This is a genomic window from Nocardia sp. TBRC8007, from assembly GCF_056629435.1.
Genome location: NZ_JBWSOR010000030.1, coordinates 31,428 through 54,163, shown reverse-complemented (window position 1 = coordinate 54,163; position 22,736 = coordinate 31,428). Strand labels below are relative to the sequence as shown.

Below are 22,736 nucleotides of genomic sequence, written 5' to 3'. Positions count from 1 at the left end.
GCGGCGGTGGCGGCGGGTCAGTCGTGGCACGATCACCCGGTCTTCGGCGTCGAGGTACCACACCTCGTCCAGCCGACTGCGCACCTCGGCCCATCCGGACTGCTCTAGCAGCAGATAGTTGCCTTCTACCACCGCGACCCGATGCTCGGCGAAGCCGATCGCTTCGGGCACCGGATCGTGTAGTTCCCGGTCATAGCTCGGCCAGGGCACGTGTTGTCCCAGTGGTGCTTCGCGCAGCAGTTTCAGCCGTCTCGTGAATCCGGTCACGTCGAAGGTATCGGGTCGACCTTTGCGATGACGTGTGCCGATGGCGTCCAGCTCGGCGGAAGTCTTGTGGAAACCGTCCATCGGGGCGGTCTCGGCCGGAACGCCGTGTGTCGTGGTGAGTGTGATGGAGAGGTTGCGTGACAGCGTCGACTTCCCCGCCGCGGGCGGCCCGGCGATACCGAGCAGGTACCGACTATCCGCAGGGACGCGGGCAACAACCCATGCCGCGAGTTCGGCTACGGAAACCTCGCTACCCACACACATTCCGGAAACCTTTGCCGTATCGAATCGGTGTGCATCACCGTACCAACGGGCTGCTTGGTCGACGTCCGCATCGGCGTGTGGGTACGGCGTGGCTGCTCCGAGCAGAATCTGGTGAACTGTCCTAGCCGGACATATTGCGGCCGTGCGAGAATCGCTGCCGTGACGATTGCAGCAAAACTCACGGTCGCTGTCGCTATCACGCTGACCCTGGCGGCTGCACCGGCCTCCGCGAACCACTATCTGCCGCCGGACGTCGAGTTCACCGCCGCTCCTGGCCGAATCACCGCGACTATCCACAACCCGGGCACCAGCGGGATCTGCTGGGCGACAATTGGAGTCAACGGATCAGTGCGTGAATTCGCCGAGAACTCCGGTGAAGGCTATGTACCCGCCGGCGAAACCAAGGCTGTCACTCGCTCTGGTCTCGCCCCCGGCCGGTATGGGGTAACAGCGCACTGCGGCGGCACGACCACCGACCCGCACCAGAGCCGTCGAGAGACCGAGTGGATCACAGTACCGAACGACTCTCCGCTGCCGTCTGGTTCTGCGGGTGGCTCCTGACTTGTACCGGTCAGCGTGGCGGGAATGACGCCGCCGGTGAAGAATCCCCGGTGACGTGGGCCCGGACTCGCGGAAAGGCAAGGCTCCAGCGCATGGCAAATTCTTCGAGAGCGGCACGCAGTCCGATCCCGGACACGGTGAGCGACTGTGCCTCCGACACGGCCCGGACCGGCAGTGCATCCTGTTCCGCGAAACCGTCCAGGACAGCAGCGGCATGTTTGTGCACCGGAAATGGATATGAGGTGAACCGGAGCGGGTACCGCGAACACACGTAGCGTTCGCCGATTTCGTCGCTGTTCAGGGGAGAAGCTGCTGTGTAAGCAGGTCGGTCGCCCAGGTCGTCCAGCTCTCGGAGGTCCAGCCGCGTTCTCGTACCAACAGGTGGTAGGTCTCGGGGGAGAGGACGGCCAGAGCGATATCCGCCGCTCGGGCGGTATCGACTCCGGTCCTTAAGGGAGTTTTGGCGGCCAGTGCTTCAGCCAGTCGTAGCTGCACGCGATGGCGCTGGCTGATGTTGGTCTGCCAGAGTTCGGCCAGTTCGGGGTCGACCGCCGCGGCTGATCGTATGACTTCCAGTAGCGGGCTGACCCGGGCGAATATGGTTGCCGCCGCCTGGACTTGCCTGTGAATTTGTTCGGCAGGCGGTGCGGCTACAGCGGAGGTGAACCAGGGGCGGTCCATGGTCGCGACCGGTTCGGTGTCACCGGCGATTTCGACGTCCAGGAGCTCGGACAGGATCGCGCGTTTGGTGGCGAAGGTGAAGTAGAGCGTCTGCACGGCCATATCGGCCTGTTCGGCAATGGCTTTGATCGTGGTGGCGACATAGCCGCGAGTGATGAACAGTTCCCGTGCCGCTGCCAACATTTTGGCTCGATTCGCCGTCGTCTTGGCTGCTCGGATGCCAGTGCCCTTCCCAGTCATGTCGCAATCCTACTTGACTAGAGCAGCGCTATAGTGAAATTCTTCGCTGTAGTGACGCTCTAGTGAGTGGAGGAATGATGACGGCTGAGAGGAACTCCGAATGAAAGAGCGACTGATCTTGCTCTTGATCACCGTCGTCGAACTGGTGGTCTTCCTGGACACGACGGTGCTGAATGTGGCTTTGCCCAGTATCGGCGTCGATATGAGGCTGGACGAGGCCGAACTGGGGTGGGTGACCAACGCGTACCTGCTGGCGTTCGGCGGATTCATGCTGATCGGCGGGCGCGCCGCCGATGTACTCGGTCCGCGCCGAGTATTCGCTGGTGGACTGGTCATCTTCACCGCCGCGTCCGCACTGGCCGGATTCGCCACGACGCCACTGGTCCTGATGGCAGCGCGCGCCCTACAGGGGATCGGCGCGGCCGTGATCATTCCGGCGCAACTCGCGCTGCTGACCGCGACATTCACCGAACCCACCGCGAAGAACCGAGCTTTCGGGGTGTGGAGCGCGATGGGCGCCGCAGGTGCGGCCATCGGCACGACAGTGGGTGGACCGCTCACCGACCTGTTCGGCTGGCCGTCGATCTTTCTGATCAACCTACCGGTCGGGCTGCTTGCGCTGTTGCTCATCCGAGTGCTGCCACCCGATCCGGTTCGGACGAGTTCGCCCCGCGCTCGGCTCGACATGCCCGGCGCAATCACTGGTACGGCAGCACTGCTGCTCATCGGCTACGCGATCGGTGCGCTGGGCAACGAGTCGAATCGTGCGGGTGTTCTGCTCGGCATCGGACTCGCGCTGTTCGCGGGCTTCCTGTTCATCGAATCACGGACTGCCGAACCACTGATGCCATTGCGGCTGTTCGCTATTCGACAGGTAAGCGGTTCGGCCGCGGTGAACGCTCTCGTCGGCGCGGCGCACGTCCCTGCTTTCGCGCTGCTAGCGCTTTATCTGCAGTCTACTCAGGACTACAGCCCGACTCGATCGGGCTTGGCGGTTCTCCCCGTAGCAGTTGTGAATATCGCTGTCTCGCGTGGCCTGATTCCGTTCGCATTGAGTCGGCTGGGCGCATGGCGAGTGCTGGCGGCGGGGCTGGGATTGCAAGCTCTGGCGATGACGTGGTTCGCCCGGCTGCCGGATGACTGCAACTATGTGGTCGATGTGTTGCCCGGCGCGGTGTTGCTCGGTATCGGGCTGCCCGCGGCGTTCGTCGGCGTCACTGTCCCTGCGGTGACCTCGGTCGACAAGTCTGACGCCGGTATCGCGGCGGGCATTGTCAACACCACGCAGCGAGTCGGCTCCGGTATCGGGGTGACGGTTCTGTTGCTGCTGGCCGACGTGGTGACGAATCGGTCCGGAGGCGCTGACGCCTACCGAACCGGCCTGAACACAGCATTCGCGGGAGCGGCTGTGCTGGCGCTGCTGGGCGCGTTGTTGGCCATGGCTTTGTTGCGCTCCCATTCGATATCGACCCGCTCCGTCCCGACAGGTGCGGCGAGGGTAGCGGAGAGCAGTAAGGCCGAAACACGGAGCGGAAGGTGATCGAAGTGACCAATGTGCTGGTTCTGGGTGGTTACGGCGCCGTAGGCGCGCATCTGATGGACGAGTTGCGCGCTATGGGCGCCACCGCGATCGCGGCCGGACGCGATGCTGCTCGTGCCGACCGGGTGGTGGACTTGACCGAGCCGGGTCTCGAGTCCTACATCGCTGCTTTGGCGGATGTGGAGGTCGTGGTCAATGCATCGGGTGCGGAAGACCCCCGCCTCGCCGAACTCGCGGGTAGCCGGGGTGCCGCATTCGTCGATATCACGGCGACAACGGAATACATCGCCGAGTTGCGGCGGTTGACCCCCGCGGCCGCGGTACTCGTCGATGTCGGGCTTGCGCCTGGGTTGACGAATCTGCTCGCTGTCGCTGTACATCGCGTCTCGCCCGGCCCGATCGACCTGGTAGTGCTGCTCGGTGCGGGAGAGCAACACGGCGCGGCCGGAACCGCCTGGGCATATCATTTGCTGGGTAAGCATTTTCACGATGGCGTGCGGACGATCCGCAACTACACGAGGCCGAAGACGTTCGACCTTCCGGGACAACGACGTCGTCGACTGTATCGAGTGGATTTCTCCGACCAGCACGCATTACGCCGCGACCTCGGAGTGCGGGTCAACACATACTTCGGTGTCGACTCGGTCGCGGCTACCACAGCGCTGGCCATCTCGACGTGGCTTCCCGGCGCGTCCTCGATGCCATGGCGGCCGCATATGGCGGGAACCGAAGACTGGCTGGTCCTCGCCCACGGCTCCAACGGGGTGAGTCGGTGGGCACGTGGGCGAGTCCAATCCCGTGCCACCGCCGTTGTCGCGGCATCAGCCGTGGCAGTAGCGCCGCGACTTTCTCCAGGGGTGCATCATCTACATCAAGTACTCGACCTCGATGAGGCGCAGATCTCACGGGGAATCGACCTGGACTGTCATATCCAGGTATCGCGGGTCGGCCGGTGGGCTGATTGACATCACGAACACCATGCGAAATCGTGCTTCCTGTGATGGTCGACAGCCGAAACCCGCCATCCGGCGCGGGGCAACGAACGTGGCGCACATGCGCGTCGCTGCCGCGTATCTTCACCGGCGAAGACGAACTGGCTGTCGAGATCTTCCGGCTCTACGACGAAGTCACCGCAGCCCCGGCCTTATGTACGGGCGGATAAGGAGTTCGAGTATGAATTACCAGGACTGCCGTTTCGAATTGCGGGACAATATAGCGTGGATCACGCTGGATCGTCCCAAAAGTCTCAATGCGCTGAATCTGAATATGGCGAAAGAGCTTCATGCCATTGCCAACCGGTGCCTCGCGGACGACTCGATCCGGGCGGTGGTGTTGACCGGATCGGGCGAGAAAGCGTTCTGCGCCGGCGGTGACGTGCATGCCTTTGCCGAAGACCCTGAGCACATCGAGCTGCTCGTCACAGAGATAACCACCAATCTGCATGCGGCGATCTCACGTTTCGCATGGATGGACGCACCAGTGATCGCCATGGTCAATGGCGTTGCCGCGGGAGCCGGTCTGAGTTTGACCGCGTGTTGTGACCTGGCGGTCGCGGCTGACACGGCACGTTTCTCCAGTGCCTACACTCGAATCGGATTCACCCCGGACGGCAGCTCGACGTACTATCTGCCGCGGTTGATCGGACACCGCAGAGCGGCTGAGCTTTTTCTCACCAACCGCGAGCTCTCGGCGTACGAGGCGCTCGACTGGGGATTGCTGAACCAGGTCGTGCCACCGGAGCAGCTGCGCGACGCCGTTGCCGCCGTTGCCGACGGGCTCGCACGTGGTCCGGTCTACGCGCACGGTGGAGTGAAGAGACTGCTGATGATGTCCTCGAACGACAGCCTCGAATCGCAAATGGAGCGCGAGACGCGTCAACTCGCGCACGCCAGCCGAAGCCACGACGGTCGTGAAGGAGTTCAAGCTTTCGTGCAACGGCGCAAACCCGCCTTCGTAGGGCAGTGACCAGTAGGAGGATGCTCGAACGACTTACACCACAGCACCTTTCGCGTTGAAGAAGTGTGTGGTCGAGGTGAACCTGTCGGGATCTGCGGCGGTGACCGCCGATCCCTGGGTTGCGTTCGGATCAATGGCCTATGCTGCGGTCCCCGGCTTCGACCAGGCCACTTTCGTAGGCGAAGACGACGATCTGGGCGCGGTCGCGCAGGCCGAGTTTGGTGAGGATGCTCGATACATGGGATTTGACCGTCGCGGCGCCGATGAATAGTTGTACGGCGATCTCGGCGTTGCTGGCTCCGCGCGCGACGGCGATCACGACATCCCGTTCTCGGTCGCTGAGCCGTTGGAGACGGTGTGCCACGGTGGTGTCGATGGCGAGTCGACGAGCGAATCGGCCGATCAAGCGGCGAGTGATCGAGGGCGAGAACAGCGCCCCGCCGTCGGCCACCGTGCGCACGGCTGCGGCCAGCTGATCGGCGGGCATGTCTTTGAGCACGAAAGCGCTCGCGCCTGCGCAGAGGGCCCGGTAGACGTATTCATCCGGATCGAAAGTGGTCAGGATCAGCACACGGACATCCCAATCCGCCTCCGCCATGATGGTGGCCGTGGCCTCTAGGCCGTCCATTTCGGGCATGCGGATATCCATCAGGATCACATCCGGGCGATGGCGGCGCGCCGCGTCGATCGCCGCGCGTCCAGTGGCGGCTTCGGCTACCACCTCGATGTCGGGGTGTATCCCCAGCACCATTGTGAAGCCCGTACGGACCAGGGCTTGATCGTCGGCGACCATGACGCGGATACTCATGCTGAGTCATGTTTCGTTGCGTATCGGTTCACGGAACTCACGATTGTGCCCCTCCTGTGGGTAGTTCGGCGCGCACGAGGAAACCGCCGCCCGGTCGCGGTCCTGCTTCCAGGCTGCCACCCAACAGTAGGGCCCGTTCGCGCATCCCGATGATTCCGTGGCCGGGCGGTCGTGCGTGGGCGGCCGGTTCGAGGCGGGCCGTGGACCCGTCATCGAGTACCTCGATAACTATGGCCTGGCCACACGCGATGCCGCGCAGGCGCACTTCGGTGCGGGTTCGTGGGCCGCTGTGTTTGAGCACGTTGGTCAACGCCTCCTGCACGATGCGGTAAGCCGACAGTTCGACGCGAGCCGCGAGCGGGGCTGCGATATCGTTCATCGTCACCGAAGCCTCTAGGCCTGCTCGGCGCACTTCCTTGATGAGGCCGGGCAGCTCAGCCAGGCCTGGTTGGGGGCCGAGGCGGTCGTGCTCGAGGCTGTCCTGGCCGAGATCCGGCCGCAATACTCCCAGGATATGGCGCAGTTCTTCCAGCGCTTGGCGTCCTGCGTCTTCGACTGCCGCCATAGCCCGGCGAGCGGCTTCGTGGTCATGCGTGGCCACGACTTTGGCAGCGCCCGCTTGTACCGTCATCATGCTCACTCGGTGGGCGACCACGTCGTGGAGTTCACGTGCGATGCGGGTACGTTCTTCGGTGCGGATTCGGTGCTCCGCAGCGGCGTGTTCCCGGCGCAGTCGCCCGGCGCGCTCGGTGCGTAGCCGTACGCGCCGGCCGACGTACCATGCCGATTCCACGACCACGACACCGGCGACGGTCTCCGCGATGGCGGTGTGTGCGAGCAGACCGTCGAGGGTGACCACAACGAGAGCTCCCACGACGGTGACATAGCTCCATCGCGGTTCCTCCGAATAGCGACCGACGCTGTACAACGCGATGATCGCTATGGCACCGAGGTCGGCATAGTCGAAGCTCAGCGTCACGATCATCCAAGCCAGCAGAGCCACCACCGCGATATGTCCTGGTGCGTTGCGCCGCCAGTACAGCGCCGAGGCAGTCATGGTGAACACCAACAGCGCGGTGACCGGTATGGAGCTGATAGACCGGAGTGCGATTCCGTCGCCGGGCAGGTCCTCGACATGCACGACCAACAGGAATGTTATGAGCGCCAGAGTCGCGTCCGAGCTGCGCGGCCAGCGGGTGAACGGACCACGGAATCCATCCGCCGTGCCGGATGGCGAGAGCGTGGTGCGATCGATCATTGCCTTGAGACCGGAACGCTGGTGTCGCGAGATGACTTGTTGCGCATCAAGCAAAGGTAGGTCGATCAGGAGGGGTAGTCATCACACGCGGTGTGGATACCGTATCCGTCGTCAGGCGGAGTGAGGCAGCACGGCAACCCGTCTTCCGGGGGGAAACGAATGCCCGCGCGGCGGGAGATTGCACACGAGCTTGCCGCCACGATGGATTGTGCTGCGCAAGCGCTCTCCCATAGGACGTGCGATCACCCATCGGAAAGGTAAGCAACTCATGAAAGCGATCGTTCAGGACGAATACGGGGCACCAGCCGAGGTTTTGCAGTTACGTGACATCGACGCGCCAATGCCAGAGGATAATTCGGTGCTGATCCGTGTGTACGCCACCTCGGTGAACCCTGCCGACTGGCACCTGATCAGAGGTATTCCCTATATCGCCCGCCTCCAAGTGGGACTGCGGCGACCGCAGCACGCGGTGCCCGGCTGCGATGTGGCTGGGCAGGTGGAATCGGTCGGTGCCGATGTCACTGGATTCCGGCCCGGAGATGAGGTTTTCGGCAGTCCGTTCCTACGTGGTTTCGGCGCTTTCGCCGAATACGTCTCCGTCCCGGTGGATTGTTTGGCGCACAAACCTGCGAATCTCTCGTTTGAGCAGGCCGCGGCTGTACCGCTGGCGGCGAGCACCGCAGTGCAGGGACTGCGCGATCACGCGGGGATCGGTCCAGGCAAAAGCGTGCTGATCGTCGGCGCGGCTGGTGGTGTCGGCACATTCGCGGTGCAGCTCGCCAAACACTGGGGCGCTGAGGTGACCGGAGTATGCGGCACGGGAAATATCGAGCTGGTCCGATCTCTCGGCGCGGATCACGTCATCGATTACACCCGAGAGGATTTCATCCGCAGCGGGCACCGCTACGACGCTGTGTTCCAGTTGTCCGGAACATATTCCCCATCAGACTACCTGCGGATACTCGCGCCCGACGGCACACTGGTGCTGGCGGGCGGTGACTCCACCAACCACTGGATCGGTCCCATGGATCGCCTGCTTGCCGCTCGACTGATGTCTCCGTTGGTGAGCCAACGGTTGACGACTTTCACCGTCGCGCCGAATACGGAAGACTTGGTGGTGCTTCGGGAGGCCATCGAAGCGGGTGCGGTGACGCCGGTTATCGACCGCGACTATCTATTCGAAGAACTTCCGGATGCCATCGGCTATCTGGAGCGCGGGCACGCTCGCGGCAAGATCGTGATCGCAGTGAAATAGTTCGAATCTGTATGCGCGGCAGGGGCCCAGCGGTGCATCGCTGTCGCAATCTGTTCGCGGGCAGGGATTCTCGCACCGAGTGGCTTATTATTCACCAGGTTTCCGAGGTTCGGGGCACCGCCAATGGTGAGCGGTCCGGCGGCGATCAATTCTCCGCTCTGTCCGCATATCGGTTTGTCCGGCAGTGCCGGGCAGCCCAACATGATGAACCGCACGCAATCGATCCAACCGGTCGAAGAATTCCGTGATGGTTGCCGTCGTGCATCACTACGACGGCAACGGCTCCACACAGCAAAATTCCTACAGCTGATATCTATAGCAGACGGCTATATAACAGCAATTCAAACGATCTTGTTTTAGCAATGGACAATGGAAAGGATAGCGCTGACAGATCGGTGTGTACCGACTGGTCTTCCTGTCTCGACGCCGGTGGCGCGTCACCGCAACTCATTGGGGTGCTCTACGTCGAAGTCTCTCACCTTCTCTGTGTGAAAGACTAGCGATAATGAAATATTGCACTATCCTCTTTAGCTAGCAGATATATGGAAACGACTCAGGTCGATCTATCTCTAACGCCCGTAGACCTGACAGATTCCTGCGCGGAGTTCGTAACAGGAAGAGGTACGAAGAGCATGGCCATATCGGACGTAGGATCCTATGCACATCTAGCTCCCGAGGACATTGAGGAGTTCGGCCAGAGGCTGGATCTGCTTCGGAAAGAAATCGAGTCCGAACTGGGAGAAAAAGACGCCAGGTACATACATAGAACCATCGCTTTCCAGCGATTTTGCGCGGTTCTCGCCAGGATCGTCCTGGCTACCAACTCCGGCAACAGAGCGGGGTGGTGGACGGGGATGTCCCTGCTGACTCTCGCCAAGATCGTGGAAAATATGGAGATCGGTCACAATGTCATGCACGGCCAGTGGGACTGGATGAACGATCCGGAGATCCACTCCACAACCTGGGAGTGGGACCACAGTATGCCGGCGGAGCACTGGAGAGAAGCTCATAACTTTCGCCACCATGTGTATGCCAACGTCATCGGCATGGATCCGGACGAGGGCTATGGCATGCTGAGAATCACCAGGGATCGCACCTGGAAGCCGTACCACCTGGGTAACTTCCTCTATCTGATGCCTATCTCGATGCTCTATGAGTTCGGTATGTGCATCTATCATCTGGAGATACCCAAAGTCCTGGCAGGCAGAGGCGACAAGAAAAAATTCAAGATCAGAATTAGAGAGGTAGGCAAAAAAGCGTCGAAGCAACTCCTGAAGGACTATTTGATCTTTCCGATTGCCTCCGGTAGCTCCTGGAGAACTACACTGACAGCCGATCTGACCGCCAATACGATCAGAAATATCTGGATACAAGTGGTGACCTTCTGTGGGCACTTCCCTGATGGGGCAGAGAAGTTTACCAAGCGAGATCTGGAAGACGAGACCAAGGGAGAGTGGTACCTGAGGCAATTTTTGGGTAGCACGAACTTCCGGGCGGGACCGGTTCTGCGGTTCTTGTCAGGTAGCCTATCCCATCAGATCGAGCACCACCTCTTCCCTGATCTACCCAGCAATAGGATGGAAGAGATCTCATGGAAGGTCAGAGAACTCGCGGAGGAATATGATATCCCGTACACCAGCAGATCGTTCTTCTATCAGTATCTGCTGACTCTGAGAACCATCATCAAACTGGCGTTTCCCGACAGGTTCCTCGTAGCCACCTCTGACGATGCCCCGGAGACCTCGTCCGAGCGCAGGGAGGCCAAACCGCTCGTAGCGAGCGAAAGGCAGCCTACCAACGAGGAAATCGCGGTGAAACTAGAGGCATATCCGGCGGCGCTTTAGATACCTGCCGGAGCAGAAGAGCTATCCAGCGGCACACCCAAGGAATCCTGCGGTGGCAATTGCGTGGACAACTATTCGAGAACTGTGTGGCCGTACTACGCCGCGGCTGAAATCGATGATATCCGCGGGTCCATTGCAGTGGTGGTGTAGTGCCGCGGCATAGTACTCAATGGGCTGGTGCCGGCTCTCCTTCAGCGGGCATGGGTGCAGTGCTCGGCATGAGTACTGCGGTGAGAATGCTTCCCGCCAAGAAGAACGCCGCGGCCCATCCGAAACTGGTGGTATAGCTTTCGATCGCGGCCTGAGCGACAGTCAGCGGGTCCGATCCGCGGACGGACAGGTAGTCGTCGGCCGTGGCGACGGCGATGGTGCTGAGCAACGCCGTGCCGATCGATCCACCGATCTGCTGACTGGTGTTGATCATGGCCGAGGCCACGCCCGTGTCCTTGTACCGCACACCCGAGGTCGCGCCCTGGAGAACGGTCGCCATCGTGCCGCCGAGGCCGAGACCCAGCAGGACCAGGGCGGGCAGGATGTGGGTGGCATACCCGGTGTCCACACCGATCCGGGTCAACCAGGCCATGCCTGCCGCCGCGATCAAGAGACCGCCGCTGGCCACGATCTTCGGCCCGACCCTCGGTAGTAGCAGCGTAGGGATGGTGGTCGAAGAAATCACCATCGCGGCGACTATCGGCAGAAATGCCAGGCCGGTCAGGACGGGAGAGTAACCGAGGGTTAGTTGCATGTAGTAGGTGAGGAACAGGTACATCGCGAACAACCCGATGCCCATGATGAAGACCGTGAGGTAGGAGGTGCCGCGCATACGGTGGAGCACGATCCTAATAGGAAGGAGTGGATACGCGACCCGGGTCTCCAGCCAGGCGAACACCGTGATCAGCGCGATACCGCCGAGCAGAAAGGCTAGGGTGACGCCATCGGTCCACCCGTTCGATTCCGCACGTGAGAAGCCGTAGACGATGCTGAACAAGCCCGCAGTGGCGACAACCGTGCCAGGAATGTCGAGCTGGGGTCGCTCAGTGCTCGTGTGCTTCGCCAGTAGCAGCACTGCGCCCACTAAGACGACAGCCGCGAAGATCAGGTTCACGAACATCACCCAGCGCCAAGATACCCATTCGGTCAGCGCGCCGCCGAGTAGCAGACCGATGGCCCCGCCGGTACCGGGCATCGCGCCGAAGATGCCGAAGGCTTTCGCCCGCTCAGCTGGTTCGGTGAAGGTTACAGTGAGCAGCGACAGGGCGGCAGGCGCCAGCAACGAGCCGAAAACACCTTGCCCGACGCGTGCGGCGACGAACATTTCGAAGCTGGTGGCAGCGCCACCGATCGTGGAGACCACCGCGAAACCGACCAGGCCGATGATGAAGGTGTTGCGCTTGCCGAACAGGTCGCTGAGGCGTCCGCCGAGTAGCAAGAGGCTGCCGAAGGCCAGTGCGTACCCGGTGACTACCCAGAAGCGGTCGCTGTCGCTGAAGCCGAGATCTTGCTGCGCAGTGGGCAGCGCGATATTCACCACGGTCGCGTCGAGCACGACCATGAGCTGAGCGGCACCGAGGACGCCGAGCGCCCACCAGCGCAGTGCGTGCGAGCCACGCCGACCGTATCTCCTCTCTCTGGGATCGGGCGCCCCATAGTCGACTGTGATTGTCACGTGCTCCCTACTTTCTCGAATTCCATGAAGATCTTTCGTCTCGATCAAGACAGCATGGAACCTTAAGTTATGTTGAGGTCAAGTCGAGAGTCGGAACCCGATAATGAAGCTGCTGCCCACTGTCGCTACAGCTGAAACTGCTTCCTCACTGCGGCTACCATCTCAACTGCCGCCATGGCGATGACTCCTGATCTCCACTACAGTCATCCGGCTGGCCGGGGATCGTATCCGTCCAGACCATCGCACGCGGTGGACGCGGCATGGCATAGCTGAAGAACTGGTGAAAACTCCGGTGCTTTGGTCTATCCCGGGTTTTCGGAGTCAGGATGTTGGACGCTTGTGCCACCCTGATGAGGAAGAGTGTTATGGGACGGCGTGGGTATCCACCGGAGTTGCGTAAGCGGGCTGTGTGAATGGTCTCCGAGGTGCGGGATGAGCATTCGAGGTGTGCAACGATCACCGAGGTCGTTCGACTGTTCGGCGCAGGAGCCGGTAAGCCAGTTCGATAGTAGGTACGTCAAGCGCAAGTCGGTACCGGCACTCGTCCGGGTGTCACCACCTACGAGTCCGGGGGGGTGAAACGGTTCCGCCGCGAGAGCTCGGAGCGACGCTCATCACCTTCATTCGCGGGTGCTCTTGCACCGCAATAATTTCCGGGTATACGACCAGTGCGGTCGGAGTATCGCCGACCGCACCGATCTCGGTGTGCTGGGTGTGACGATCAGCCGAAGGAGCCGGTGCTGGGCTTGGGGGTCGGAGTGGGGGTGGTCGGGACGTCGGCCACGGATACTGCTCGAGTGGTGGTGGAACCGGCTACGCCGGTGCGGCCGGAGAAGGTGGCTGCGATGTTGTAGGTGCCTGCGGCACCCGGTGTCCAGACAATCGAGGCGGTGCCGTTCGCGGCGACAGGAATGTCACCGAGAACCTGGTCGCCCGCCTTGAATTGGATGGTGCCGCCCGCTGCCGCCGGGGAGACAGTTGCCCGCAGGGTGACGGCTTTGTCGACCTGGGCGCCGCTCACCGGGGCGAGCGTGGTGGTCGATACGACGTCGCTGGACACGGTAATGGCTGGGCCCTTGTCGGTGTAGTTGCCTGCACCGAGGGAGCCGGTGTAACTCATGGAGGTCGGCAGTGGGGTGTCGCGGGCGCAGTTGACACCCACGGTGTACTGCACCTCGAAGGTCTGAGACTTCGGTGAAATGTTCCGGTATACCGGATATTTGATGATGCTGAAGGATGCGCTGACCGAGTCCGGGGCCGAGGTGTCGAGCGTGATTTGGTCGCCACCCATTCTGCCCGAGCCCGCGACCGGAGTCAGACAGGTGGGGTGCGCGTCCTTGACCGAGTAGATGTATTCGACCGGTATGCGGGTCCGCTCGAACACCGTCTTGACGGTGATGATTTCGCCGGCGATCGGGTTGGTGTTCGAGACCGTCCGGGTGAACTTGCTGCCCCCGTCGGTCCAGGTGACCGTTCCCGGTGCGGCCGAGGCCGTGCCGGGGATCGCCGCCACTGTGAAGCCGGCTGCCACCGCGAACGCGGCCATCACACCAGCCGCCCGCCGCATACTGTTGTCCATCATTGTTCCTCCCACAGACATCGGGTGTCCCTCGACACGGTCGTAGAGGGGTTGCCGCACCCGAGTTGGGCAGCATTAGATCACGGTGGAATGGTCAGTGGACCAGTTTCTGAAATGATAATAATTCAGTTTTTGTGGGTATCGTGGCCCCCAGTCGCGTATCTGGAACCGTGGTTTCGGGTTGAGTCGCTGGTGAGGTCTGGTATTAACGGTAGTTTGTTGGGTCAGTTCGGGAGGTAGAGGTGCAGGCCGTGGCCTGCACCGACGGTGTCGATCAGCTGTCGTAGTTCAGGTGGTGGGGGCGCGTTCGACCAGGCGGTCCAGCAGCGCCATAGCGTGAGCCAGGGGTGCAGCCAGGCGCGGACCGTGCGAATTGCTTTGGGCTAGTTGGTGCTCGGTGGTGCGGGGGCCGGTTGCGGTCCCCCCTCTCCGGGGTCGGTGTCCGGCTCCGGGGGCGGGGCGGTGACGGAGCCGGTGAGCGAGGTGTTCCAGCAGAAGGTGAACGCACAGTGGACCAGGGGCTGGTGGCGGCGGATCCCCAGGTCGGAGCGGACCTGGAAATCGGCCCACCCGAGTTCGTCCTTGACCTGTTCGTAGCTTTGCTCCACCCAGTGCCGCAAACCGTAGATCCTGGTGATCTTGGCCAGATCAGCTGCCGGGTATGGGCTTTCGTCGGCGCGGGACGGGGCAGATCGGTGGCCAGATACCAGGTGGCCTTGGCCGGCAGGGTCCCCGGATCGGTGGTGACCACCACCAACCGGGTCGACCCGTCGGGCCTCTACCAGCCCAGACATGTGTCGGCGGCCCACCAGGTTTCGGTGTGCCCGTCACGGAACACCCGCTGCACACGGGTCCAATCACCGGGCCGGCTCCGCCCGTGCCAGGCCAGTTCCCGGACGGCATCGACCGGAGTATGGGCGACGGGCTCGGCCGCCCACATCCCGCGCCGCAGTCGCAGCGCCATCACCAACGGTATGTCCGCCGCGCGGAATTCGGCACGGAAGTCGTCGATGTCGCCGTAGGCAGCGGCCACCGCGGCCTGGAACCCGATCCCTGCCTCGCGGGCACGGCGGCTCAGCTCGGCCGCGATCGTGGGTTCGGTGCGGAAATCCGGGTCGTATTCGCCCTTGTCGAACCAGCGGGCTGGAGTGTACGGCCGGGCGGAGAGCGGATAGTACAGCCGCGCATCGGCCCACAACGTGGTCACGGTGACGATCCAGTTGTCGGTTTTGCCGATCCGGCCCAGCCACTGGCGGCCCACGTTCGCGGTCGCCGTGCCGTCCTTACGGTCCCCTGAATCATCGATGACCAGTACCCCACCCGGGTGCGGTGCGTTCACCGGATCCGACACCAGCAACTCGAGGCGTCGAGCCTCGATCCGATCCGGGTCCCAGGTCAACTCCGACACCAACCGCTGCACCGCCGCATGCCGCGCCCCGACCACCGGCTCGGCCCCGGCCAGAGCCATCAGCGTCTTGTTACGGTCCCTCGGAGCCAGCAACCCACACAGATACTCCCGGACCCCGCGGCGCTGAGACAATACCGCAAACAGGTCATCGAACCGAACCGCGTAATCCTCCAACGGGCCCGGAGCCGGCGGGCACGGTACACGCGCGGTCATCACCCATCACCCCGATGAACACGACATTCTTACACTCCACCCATATCCGAACGATATCAACAAACTACCGCTAGTCGGCGCAGGTCCTGCGCCTCGGACACGGGGCTGTCGGGTGGGTCGGCGGGTGGGTCGGTGGGTGGGTCGGTGGGTGACCGCCTCGAATGCGGCGGCGGCCTCGAGTGCGGCCGGGAACCCGGCTACCGCCCCAGCGTGCGCTATGCGATCCCAGGTGTCACCGGCGTTCGACAAGGTGGCGGCATTGCCGTCAGGGACGATGATGCCGATCTTTTCGGCCAATCCGATTCCAGCATCGACCAGACCATTACCAGGGCCACCAGCGGACGGTAGCGGGATACGACACACGAGCACCGGTGGTATCGGCGCGGTCGGCGGTGCAGGCAAAGCTCCGGCGCCGAGGGTGGCGATGTGGTCGGCGCACTCGTGGTTGTAGCCGATCTGCTGCAAGATCAGGGCGTATCCGTGCGCGGCGCCGGCGATCTCGGAGACCAGGCGCAGGATCTCGGCGGCACGCTCGTCGTAGCTTTCAGCCCACTTCTTGGCCTCGCTGTAGCTTCCGGTCATGTCGGTTGCCTCGTCCAGACTGGCGAACTCGGCGTCGACAGCTGCTCAGAATTCGGAGGCGGCATCAGCGATCTTGGTTGCGGTGTCGTAGTAGACCGGCACCGACACATCGAGCACGGTCATTCAGCGACCCTGGTGCCGGTGCGTCCGAGCATGGCGATGTTGGCCGCTGACACGGCACCGTATTCCCGGTGTGCCGCCGCAGCCGCAGTACGGTTCCTCTCCAGCCCATAAGCGATCTTGGCTGCTGCGGCGACCCATTCGGCGTGTGCGGTGGCGTGTGCGGCAGCGGCTTCCCCGCTCCAGTTGCCCTGCACGGTCGCGATGCGTTCTTCGACTTCGCGAAGAGAATCGGTGACGAATCCGTGCAATCCGGCCACGCGAGCGGTGACGGCGTCCAGGTGTTCGAGGTCGACTCGATATTCGGTCATGGGCTCTCCTTACCAGTCCCACGGGCCAACCCCTGTTCAGGCCATGTGGGTTTCGTTGCCGAACTCGGATCAGCGGTTAGCGATGATGATGGTGTAGCCCTTGGGGTCTCGCCATTGCTGGCCAGGATGTGTTTCGAACCAGGTGTGGAGGGTGTCGGCGATGTCTGTGAGGATTTGAGGCCGTTCGGGTGTTTCGGCTGTGATTCCGCAGAAGCTGAACAATGCTTCGGCGAAGCGCAGTATTGGTTCTGGTTCGGTGAAGACCAGGGCGTTGTCGCAGGTGGCGACTGTGTGCGTGGGGAACACGGTGCTTACCATGTCGGCGATGGTGTCGGAGTTGACGTCTGGGTTCATCATGTCGGTCGGTTCGGTGATCCCGTACCGGCGAGCATGCTCGGCCACGAGTTGGTGGGTGCGGTGGCAGGTGCTGGCATGGTTGACGGTGATCGCGACTCGACCGTCGGGTTTGGTGATGCGTCGCCATTCCCGCAGCGCCTTCTGCGGTGTGTTCAGGTGATACAGCATGTGCCGAGCGGTGACGATATCGAAAATGCTGTCGGGGAACGGTGTTCGTGCCGCATCGGCGTGAACCGCCTCCACACCGGGCACGCGCGCGGCGGCTGCGACCATTGCTGCGGCATTGTCGACGCCGACCAGGCGGCCGCAGTGTCCGTCGTCGGCGGCACGGGCGAGGAAACGTGCGTCGCCGCAGCCGATATCGGCGAGGTCTTCGACACCGGTCATCCCTAGTGCATCGAGTACTGCGGCGATCGGGTCATCAGGGTGTTCGGAGTATCGGGCGTGGGTGGCGATGCGGGTGGCGAGTGCTGTGGTGTCGGAGTATTCGCTGTCCAGGGATGGTGCGGACATCTGGATCTCCTCTGGGTCAGTGCATGTGGTGTTGGTGGAATCGCCAGGCGTCGGCGACGATGTCGGTGATCTTCGGTTGGGCCGGTGTCCAGCCGAGTTCTTCTTGCGCGCGAGCCGAGGAGGTGTATAGAGCGGCTGGGTCCCCAGGTCGGCGTGGGGCGATATCGATGTCCAGTGGTAGGCCGGTGACCTCTCGGATAGCGTCGAGGACCTGCTGGTTGCTGTAGCCGATGCCGTTGCCCAGGTTGTAGATCCGGTGCTCACCGGGTTGGATTGCGTCCAGGGCGAGCAGGTGGGCTTGTCCGAGGTCGGTCAGTCCGATGTAGTCGCGGATGCAGGTGCCGTCGGCAGTCGGGTAGTCGTCACCGAACAGTGTGAATGTGCTGCCGGTCGCGGCTGCGTCCAGTGCTAGCGGGATGAGGTGTGTTTCGGGGGTGTGACGTTCACCGATCATCATGCCGTCAGGCGCAGTGTGGGCTCCGGCAACATTGAAGTAGCGCAGCGACACCGCACCGAACGATCCGGCGCGGGTGTAGGAGCCGATGGCGTGGTCGACCGCTAGTTTTGTTGCGCCGTAGGTGTTGACCGGGTTGGTCGGTGAGTTCTCGGTGAGCGGCAGTTCGGTCGGTTCGCCGTAGACGGCGGCGGTGGAGGAGAAGACCAGCCGGGTGACGCCTGCGGTGTGCATGGCGTCCAGGAGGGCGAGGGAAGCGCGGGTGTTGTTGTCCCAGTGCCATCCGCATCCGGGGTGCCGCATCGATTCCCCGGCGGCGATCAGGCCCGCGAAGTGCAGCACCGCATCGAATCCAGCGTCGGGGGTGAGGACTTGGTCGATGTCGTGGACGCGGCAGCGGACGAATGTGGCGTCGGCGGGGATCTGCCGGTCGTCGTTGCGGGACAGGTCGTCGACGACGGTGACTTGGTGGCCGTGGTCCAGAAGTATGCGAGCGACGGTGGCGCCGATGTAGCCGGCGCCACCTGTGACCAGAACCTTCATTTAGCCTGTACTTTCATGGCGAGGAGATGATCGTGGATGGTGGCGCGGTGTTCTCGGAAGTACTGCCGTGGGCCCGGCGGAGGGTTCGTTCCGGTCCAGCCGGTGATCCGAGCCCAGACACTCGGCACCACCGTAGCGACCTCGGCGCGGTCTCCGGTGGCGGCCCACGTATGCGCTACCGCTCGGCCGAGTCGTTGCGCGGTCCGCTGGTACTCGGCGATGATGTGACCACTCGGGGTCTGGGAGTAGGCGCTGAAGGCCACCGCGTCCGGCCGCGGCCACCCGAAGCGGGTGTCGAACCGCCGGAACGCCTCATCCACATAGGACCAGAACCGGCCGGGGTCGGCGGGGCGGCCGAGCGGAGCGGTCCGCCAGGCCAGCTCGGCGCGCATCCGTTCCGCCACTCGCGGGGGCATCATGTGTAGGTCGTGGTGTCGGTAGGCGCCGTCGAGCATGGCGGTGGCGCGCAGTACCTTCATGCACAGCCGGTTCACGGTCAGGTGGAACTTGGTGGTCGTGTCACCGTCGAACCAGTTTTCGGACAGGCCGGACCAGAACCAGCACATCACGTAGTACAGCAGGATTTCGTAGGCGTCGCGTTCATCGAGGCGCACCCCGGTGTGGGCAGGCAGACCGTGCCGGGTCAACGGCACACCGATGTTCTTGAAATCGTGGCCGAGAGAGGTGGCCACCACCTGATAGTCCCGGATCGGCATCGCCATCAATTCCACTGCAGGAAAAAATGTCTCGGCTAGATTCATGACTTCCCGCAGTAATGTCGACGGCCGCTCTCCCTGGTACACGTACAGCAGATCGATGTCGCTGAGCAACGTCGGGTCCCCGGCGTTCGTGCGGGCGAAGCTCGGCTCGCCGCGGGCCAGCGACCCGCCGACGATGAGCCAGTCGCGGGTGGATACCAGATCGCCCAGCTTGCGCAGCGAGTTCGCCACCTCTCGGGCGGCGGTGGTGACGGCGGGGTCGGGGTCGGGCAGGGTGGTGATGATGCGCCGGGCCAGGGTTGTGGTGTCCATCGTGCTACTGCCCGATCTTCGCGGTGACCACGTGCGGGCAGTAGATGCCGCAGATCGTGCACGGCTTGCCGTCGGTGAGTAGATCCTGTTGCAGGAACACCTGGCCGGCCAGGTCCGGGTACATCGCGTGCTCGACTTGGGTCGTCCAGGCGTTCTTGCGGCGGGCTCGGCTCATCGCCTCCTGGCGGGCGAGCTCGGCAGTATTGCCGCGGCCCAGTTCCAGGGCGGTGATCGCGACGCGGGCGTTGCGGACCGCGTCGGCGGTGTCTCCTGCGGTGGGCATGGCGTAGTGCTCGGCCTGGGTGATGGAGGCGAACATGTCGCCGCCACAGGCACCGGCAGCGGCGATACCGATGGTGTTGACGACCGAGTCCAGGGACACGGCGTTGTCGATGACCATCGGACCGGCCAGCCACAACGGCGCACCACCGAGTGCTTCCTTATAGGCGGGAATCAGCTCGCCGATACGGTGCAACGGGATATGACCGCCGGATTCACACAGCACCTGCACGCCACCGGCCAGGATCTGTTTGCGGACCTCGGCCAGCAGTTGGATCTCCGCCCACTTCATCTCGTCCCCGGCATCGGCGGTGGCACCGGGCCGGAAGATGTCGCCCAGATCCACGACCACCTCCATTCGGCGGCAGATTTCGATGATGCCGTCGAGATGTTCCAGCAGCGGGTTATCGCACCGGTGAATGCGCATGTAGCGGTCGATCAGGCCACCGCCCCGCGAGGTGGTGGGCATGATCCGGTTCGAGCGGCCCATCATCTCCGACAGCGCCGGGTTCGTCCCGAAGTGAGCGAGCACGAAATCGACCCCACCGGTCAGGCCTTGTTCGAATCGTTCGAGGAATTCACTGCGGGACAGCTTCTTTCGTGGGTTGGTGAACAGGTCGTAGGTGACGCAGGCACCGAGCGGCACACCCATGACCTCCTTGAGGTCGCGGCGCAACGCGATCCCTTCGGGGTTGGTGGTCAGGTCCATCACCGCGTCCGGCTGAGCGGCCAGGATCACGCTCATCGTCTGCACGATCTTGTCGCGGTCGGTGTCTTTCGGCCCCAACCCGATCAGGGCGCTGATCTTACGGCGGGTGCCTGCCCCGACCAGCAGCGGCGCGTAGTCGTCCTGGGTGCGGCTGGCGGCGCTGCGCAGAAACACCAGCTGCCCGATCCCGATGGCAGAAGCCGCATCCTCGGGATCAAGTCCCTCGTCGACACAGCTTTCGATGAATTGGGTGTCGGCAGTCAACACAGTCATTCGATATTTCCTTCCAATAATGTTCCACTGCAATGGCACCGACGATCCGAGGTGACGGATCGCTGCACCTGTGAGATGGGTAGGCAGGTGGACATGGAGTCGAGCACGGTCAGTCCAAGACCGTCGACAGCGAGGCCAGCGCGGCCTGATACGGCATGCAGCCGGGCCCGTGCCCGGCGTGCAGACCCAGCACGAGCCGGGCGCATTCAGACCCGAGCTGGCCTGGATCTCGCCCATAATCCTGGTAGCGGGCACTGAGAAGGTCCCGTCTATCCGATGTCAGCATCGCTACCGCCGCCCTTCCTCAACAGGTGTGGGAGGCATCCAGGGGCGAGTGTCACCGGCGCGGTGATCGCCGTCGGTTCGGTGCTGAAATTTTCGCCGCGGGATGCCGCATTCAGCGTCGCGCCGACAGGCGGGCGGCCCAATCTCCGTACGGGATATCCCCACTGGGGATTGCCGGTTCACAGCGAACCGGTCGCGTTTCGGGCCGTCACGCGGCACCAGGGGTTACGGTGAAATGAACCAGCCGCCGGCCCAGCCGAAAGCGTGGATTCATGCGAATGCGAAACCGACACCAGTGCCGCTCCTGCGGGAACGGCACTGCGATCGACACTGCCGCGAGCCTGTGTGCTGGATGCGCACGAGCAGCTGGCTTCCGCCGACCCCTGCCCGCCGGCTTCTTCACCACCACGGCGATGCGGATCGCGCTGTCCGACCACGACTTCGGAGTCGTGTTCACCGCGATCCGCAAGTTCACCGGGCTGTCACAGTCCCAGCTCGCCGCCCTGGTCGGATTGAGCCAGGCGCGGGTCTCCGAGATCGAAGGCGGCGCCAGGCGGCTGACCGGCGCCAAACTGGCTGCCCGGATCTCGACAATGTTCGCGGTGCCCGCGCAACTTCTCGGCTTCCATGTGGACACCACCGTCGAGGCCGGTAGCCTGGCCACCGAGGAGGTGGACTGGGTGGACCGCAGAGATTTCCTCACCCTGGCAACCGCGGCAGCGCTCGGATCGCGGCTGCACCCGGAGCTCGAACACCTGGCCGGCCTGCTACCCAGCCGACTCGAACCGGTGACCAGACCACGTATCGGAGACACCGATATCGACGCGATCGAAGCCATCAGCGAGGGATTCCGCCGCTGGGACCTCGCCCACGGCGGCGGCCTGTGCCGCACCGCCGCCCTCAGCCAGCTGCATCAGGTCGCCACCCTCGACGACGCCGTCTGCACCCCAGGTGTCCGAGCACGGCTGCAGATCGCCACCGCCGAACTAGCGAGCATGGCTGGATGGCTCGCTTACGACGCCGAGGACCACAACGCGGCGCGGCGGCTGTGGACATACGCCCTGCACACTGCGCAACGCGCCGATGACAATCCACGCTCCACCGACCTCATGGTCGTCATCCTGCTCGACATGGCCCACCAAGCGCTCCACCTGCAGCAACCGAAAGACGCTCTGGCCTTCGCTCAACTGGCCGCCGCAACCTCCACCAGCCGCAGGCACCCGGTATCGCAGATCACTGCCGGTTACATCCATGCGGTCACCGCCTGGTGCTGGGCCACACTCGGCGAGCCCGAACCGACCCAGAGGGCGCTAGCTGGATCCCAAGACCTCTACAGAACCGCTACCACCGATACGACACCGCCATGGGCGTGGTATGTCACCAATGCGGAAATCGCTGCCCAACACGGGCATTCGCTGCATCTGCTGTCACTGACCCATCCGCAATTCGCTGAATCCGCCGCCGCGCAATTGACTACCGCAGTGCGTGAGCATCCCGCCGAACACGAACGCAGCCGGGCCGTCGTGCTGCCGACCCTCGCGGTCGCGCATTTCCAAGCCGGTGACATCGACTCCGCGGTGCAAGCCGGCCACGACGCCGTCACCGCGGTAACCTCGCTGTCCTCGCAGCGCTGCTACGCACGCCTGCGAGACCTGAACGCCGTCGCGGCCCGCCATCAGCGAGCGCCAGGAGTGCTGGAACTACAAGCCGATATCACCACAGCTCTGGCAGTGTGACCG

Annotated in this window: 23 protein-coding genes; 8 read left to right on the top strand and 15 right to left on the bottom strand. The window is 63.3% G+C overall.

Going from position 1 to position 22,736, the window contains the following annotated elements:
• Positions 1 to 531, bottom strand: a 531-nt coding sequence (locus ACX4ZE_RS18445) for a nucleoside/nucleotide kinase family protein (RefSeq protein ID WP_480274701.1), incomplete at its 3' end; no start/stop codon positions are given.
• A gap of 159 nt (positions 532 to 690) precedes the next feature.
• On the opposite strand from ACX4ZE_RS18445, the gene ACX4ZE_RS18440 reads away from it, so the two are divergent.
• On the top strand, positions 691 to 1,092 hold the full coding sequence (locus ACX4ZE_RS18440; RefSeq protein WP_480274700.1) for a hypothetical protein: 402 nt from the start codon (positions 691 to 693) through the stop codon (positions 1,090 to 1,092).
• Positions 1,093 to 1,102: 10 nt separating this feature from the next.
• On the opposite strand, the gene ACX4ZE_RS18435 is transcribed toward ACX4ZE_RS18440, so the two are convergent.
• Positions 1,103 to 1,318 carry a hypothetical protein gene (locus ACX4ZE_RS18435; protein ID WP_480274699.1) on the bottom strand — a complete coding sequence of 72 codons (216 nt, stop codon included), beginning with the start codon at positions 1,316 to 1,318 and terminating at the stop codon, positions 1,103 to 1,105.
• Between the two features lie 71 nt (positions 1,319 to 1,389).
• Entirely contained in the window at positions 1,390 to 2,013 is a 624-nt protein-coding gene (locus tag ACX4ZE_RS18430) for a TetR/AcrR family transcriptional regulator (protein WP_480274698.1), read from the bottom strand.
• Between the two features lie 100 nt (positions 2,014 to 2,113).
• Here ACX4ZE_RS18430 and ACX4ZE_RS18425 point away from each other — a divergent pair, with 100 nt between their 5' ends.
• From ACX4ZE_RS18425 to ACX4ZE_RS18410, 4 genes are read left to right on the top strand one after another with little or no spacing between them, the layout of a single operon-like run.
• Complete coding sequence (locus tag ACX4ZE_RS18425; protein WP_480274697.1) at positions 2,114 to 3,553, top strand: MFS transporter; 1,440 nt, start codon at positions 2,114 to 2,116, stop codon at positions 3,551 to 3,553.
• Complete coding sequence (locus ACX4ZE_RS18420; RefSeq protein ID WP_480274696.1) at positions 3,550 to 4,518, top strand: saccharopine dehydrogenase family protein; 969 nt, start codon at positions 3,550 to 3,552, stop codon at positions 4,516 to 4,518. The genes ACX4ZE_RS18425 and ACX4ZE_RS18420 overlap by 4 nt, the downstream gene beginning before the upstream one ends.
• A gap of 23 nt (positions 4,519 to 4,541) precedes the next feature.
• Positions 4,542 to 4,715 carry a hypothetical protein gene (locus ACX4ZE_RS18415; RefSeq protein WP_480274695.1) on the top strand — a complete coding sequence of 58 codons (174 nt, stop codon included), beginning with the start codon at positions 4,542 to 4,544 and terminating at the stop codon, positions 4,713 to 4,715.
• A gap of 11 nt (positions 4,716 to 4,726) precedes the next feature.
• The gene (locus ACX4ZE_RS18410) at positions 4,727 to 5,518 is read left to right on the top strand and encodes an enoyl-CoA hydratase/isomerase family protein (protein ID WP_480274694.1); all 792 of its coding nucleotides are present in this window, start codon (positions 4,727 to 4,729) and stop codon (positions 5,516 to 5,518) included.
• A 121-nt stretch (positions 5,519 to 5,639) separates the two neighbouring features.
• On the opposite strand, the gene ACX4ZE_RS18405 is transcribed toward ACX4ZE_RS18410, so the two are convergent.
• Both ACX4ZE_RS18405 and ACX4ZE_RS18400 read right to left on the bottom strand, forming a co-directional pair.
• On the bottom strand, positions 5,640 to 6,317 hold the full coding sequence (locus ACX4ZE_RS18405) for a response regulator transcription factor (RefSeq protein ID WP_480274693.1): 678 nt from the start codon (positions 6,315 to 6,317) through the stop codon (positions 5,640 to 5,642).
• Between the two features lie 37 nt (positions 6,318 to 6,354).
• Positions 6,355 to 7,575 (bottom strand): sensor histidine kinase, encoded by a 1,221-nt coding sequence (locus ACX4ZE_RS18400; RefSeq protein ID WP_480274692.1) that lies wholly within the window; start codon positions 7,573 to 7,575, stop codon positions 6,355 to 6,357.
• A gap of 268 nt (positions 7,576 to 7,843) precedes the next feature.
• Here ACX4ZE_RS18400 and ACX4ZE_RS18395 point away from each other — a divergent pair, with 268 nt between their 5' ends.
• Together ACX4ZE_RS18395 and ACX4ZE_RS18390 are read left to right on the top strand one after the other, a co-directional pair.
• Positions 7,844 to 8,830, top strand: coding sequence for an NAD(P)-dependent alcohol dehydrogenase (locus tag ACX4ZE_RS18395; RefSeq protein WP_480274691.1), 987 nt, complete (start codon positions 7,844 to 7,846; stop codon positions 8,828 to 8,830).
• 632 nt (positions 8,831 to 9,462) lie between these two features.
• Positions 9,463 to 10,674, top strand: a complete 1,212-nt coding sequence (locus ACX4ZE_RS18390; protein ID WP_480274690.1) for a fatty acid desaturase family protein — start codon at positions 9,463 to 9,465, stop codon at positions 10,672 to 10,674.
• A 166-nt stretch (positions 10,675 to 10,840) separates the two neighbouring features.
• On the opposite strand, the gene ACX4ZE_RS18385 is transcribed toward ACX4ZE_RS18390, so the two are convergent.
• The 10 genes from ACX4ZE_RS18385 to ACX4ZE_RS18340 all read right to left on the bottom strand — a co-directional run bounded on the left by ACX4ZE_RS18385 (position 10,841) and on the right by ACX4ZE_RS18340 (position 20,712).
• On the bottom strand, positions 10,841 to 12,226 hold the full coding sequence (locus ACX4ZE_RS18385) for an MFS transporter (protein ID WP_480274703.1): 1,386 nt from the start codon (positions 12,224 to 12,226) through the stop codon (positions 10,841 to 10,843).
• 835 nt (positions 12,227 to 13,061) lie between these two features.
• A complete protein-coding gene (locus ACX4ZE_RS18380) occupies positions 13,062 to 13,922 on the bottom strand; it encodes an Ig-like domain-containing protein (RefSeq protein ID WP_480274689.1) in 861 nt (286 codons plus the stop codon).
• Positions 13,923 to 14,302: 380 nt separating this feature from the next.
• A complete protein-coding gene (locus tag ACX4ZE_RS18375; protein ID WP_480274688.1) occupies positions 14,303 to 14,713 on the bottom strand; it encodes a hypothetical protein in 411 nt (136 codons plus the stop codon).
• Entirely contained in the window at positions 14,698 to 15,540 is an 843-nt protein-coding gene (locus ACX4ZE_RS18370) for an IS701 family transposase (RefSeq protein ID WP_480274687.1), read from the bottom strand. The genes ACX4ZE_RS18375 and ACX4ZE_RS18370 overlap by 16 nt, the downstream gene beginning before the upstream one ends.
• A 6-nt stretch (positions 15,541 to 15,546) precedes the next feature.
• Positions 15,547 to 16,122, bottom strand: coding sequence for a hypothetical protein (locus ACX4ZE_RS18365; protein ID WP_480274686.1), 576 nt, complete (start codon positions 16,120 to 16,122; stop codon positions 15,547 to 15,549).
• Between the two features lie 119 nt (positions 16,123 to 16,241).
• Positions 16,242 to 16,553 carry a WXG100 family type VII secretion target gene (locus tag ACX4ZE_RS18360; RefSeq protein ID WP_480274685.1) on the bottom strand — a complete coding sequence of 104 codons (312 nt, stop codon included), beginning with the start codon at positions 16,551 to 16,553 and terminating at the stop codon, positions 16,242 to 16,244.
• A 69-nt stretch (positions 16,554 to 16,622) separates the two neighbouring features.
• Positions 16,623 to 17,423, bottom strand: a complete 801-nt coding sequence (locus ACX4ZE_RS18355) for a class I SAM-dependent methyltransferase (RefSeq protein WP_480274684.1) — start codon at positions 17,421 to 17,423, stop codon at positions 16,623 to 16,625.
• Between the two features lie 16 nt (positions 17,424 to 17,439).
• Positions 17,440 to 18,420 (bottom strand): UDP-glucose 4-epimerase GalE, encoded by a 981-nt coding sequence (galE, locus tag ACX4ZE_RS18350; RefSeq protein ID WP_480274683.1) that lies wholly within the window; start codon positions 18,418 to 18,420, stop codon positions 17,440 to 17,442.
• Positions 18,417 to 19,451: a nucleotidyltransferase domain-containing protein gene (locus tag ACX4ZE_RS18345; RefSeq protein WP_480274682.1), complete on the bottom strand. Its 1,035-nt coding sequence runs from the start codon at positions 19,449 to 19,451 to the stop codon at positions 18,417 to 18,419. The genes galE and ACX4ZE_RS18345 overlap by 4 nt, the downstream gene beginning before the upstream one ends.
• 4 nt (positions 19,452 to 19,455) lie before the next feature.
• Positions 19,456 to 20,712, bottom strand: a complete 1,257-nt coding sequence (locus ACX4ZE_RS18340; RefSeq protein ID WP_480274681.1) for a phosphomethylpyrimidine synthase ThiC — start codon at positions 20,710 to 20,712, stop codon at positions 19,456 to 19,458.
• Between the two features lie 698 nt (positions 20,713 to 21,410).
• Here ACX4ZE_RS18340 and ACX4ZE_RS18335 point away from each other — a divergent pair.
• Positions 21,411 to 22,733: a helix-turn-helix domain-containing protein gene (locus ACX4ZE_RS18335; RefSeq protein ID WP_480274680.1), complete on the top strand. Its 1,323-nt coding sequence runs from the start codon at positions 21,411 to 21,413 to the stop codon at positions 22,731 to 22,733.
• The last annotated feature ends 3 nt before the right edge of the window (positions 22,734 to 22,736 follow it).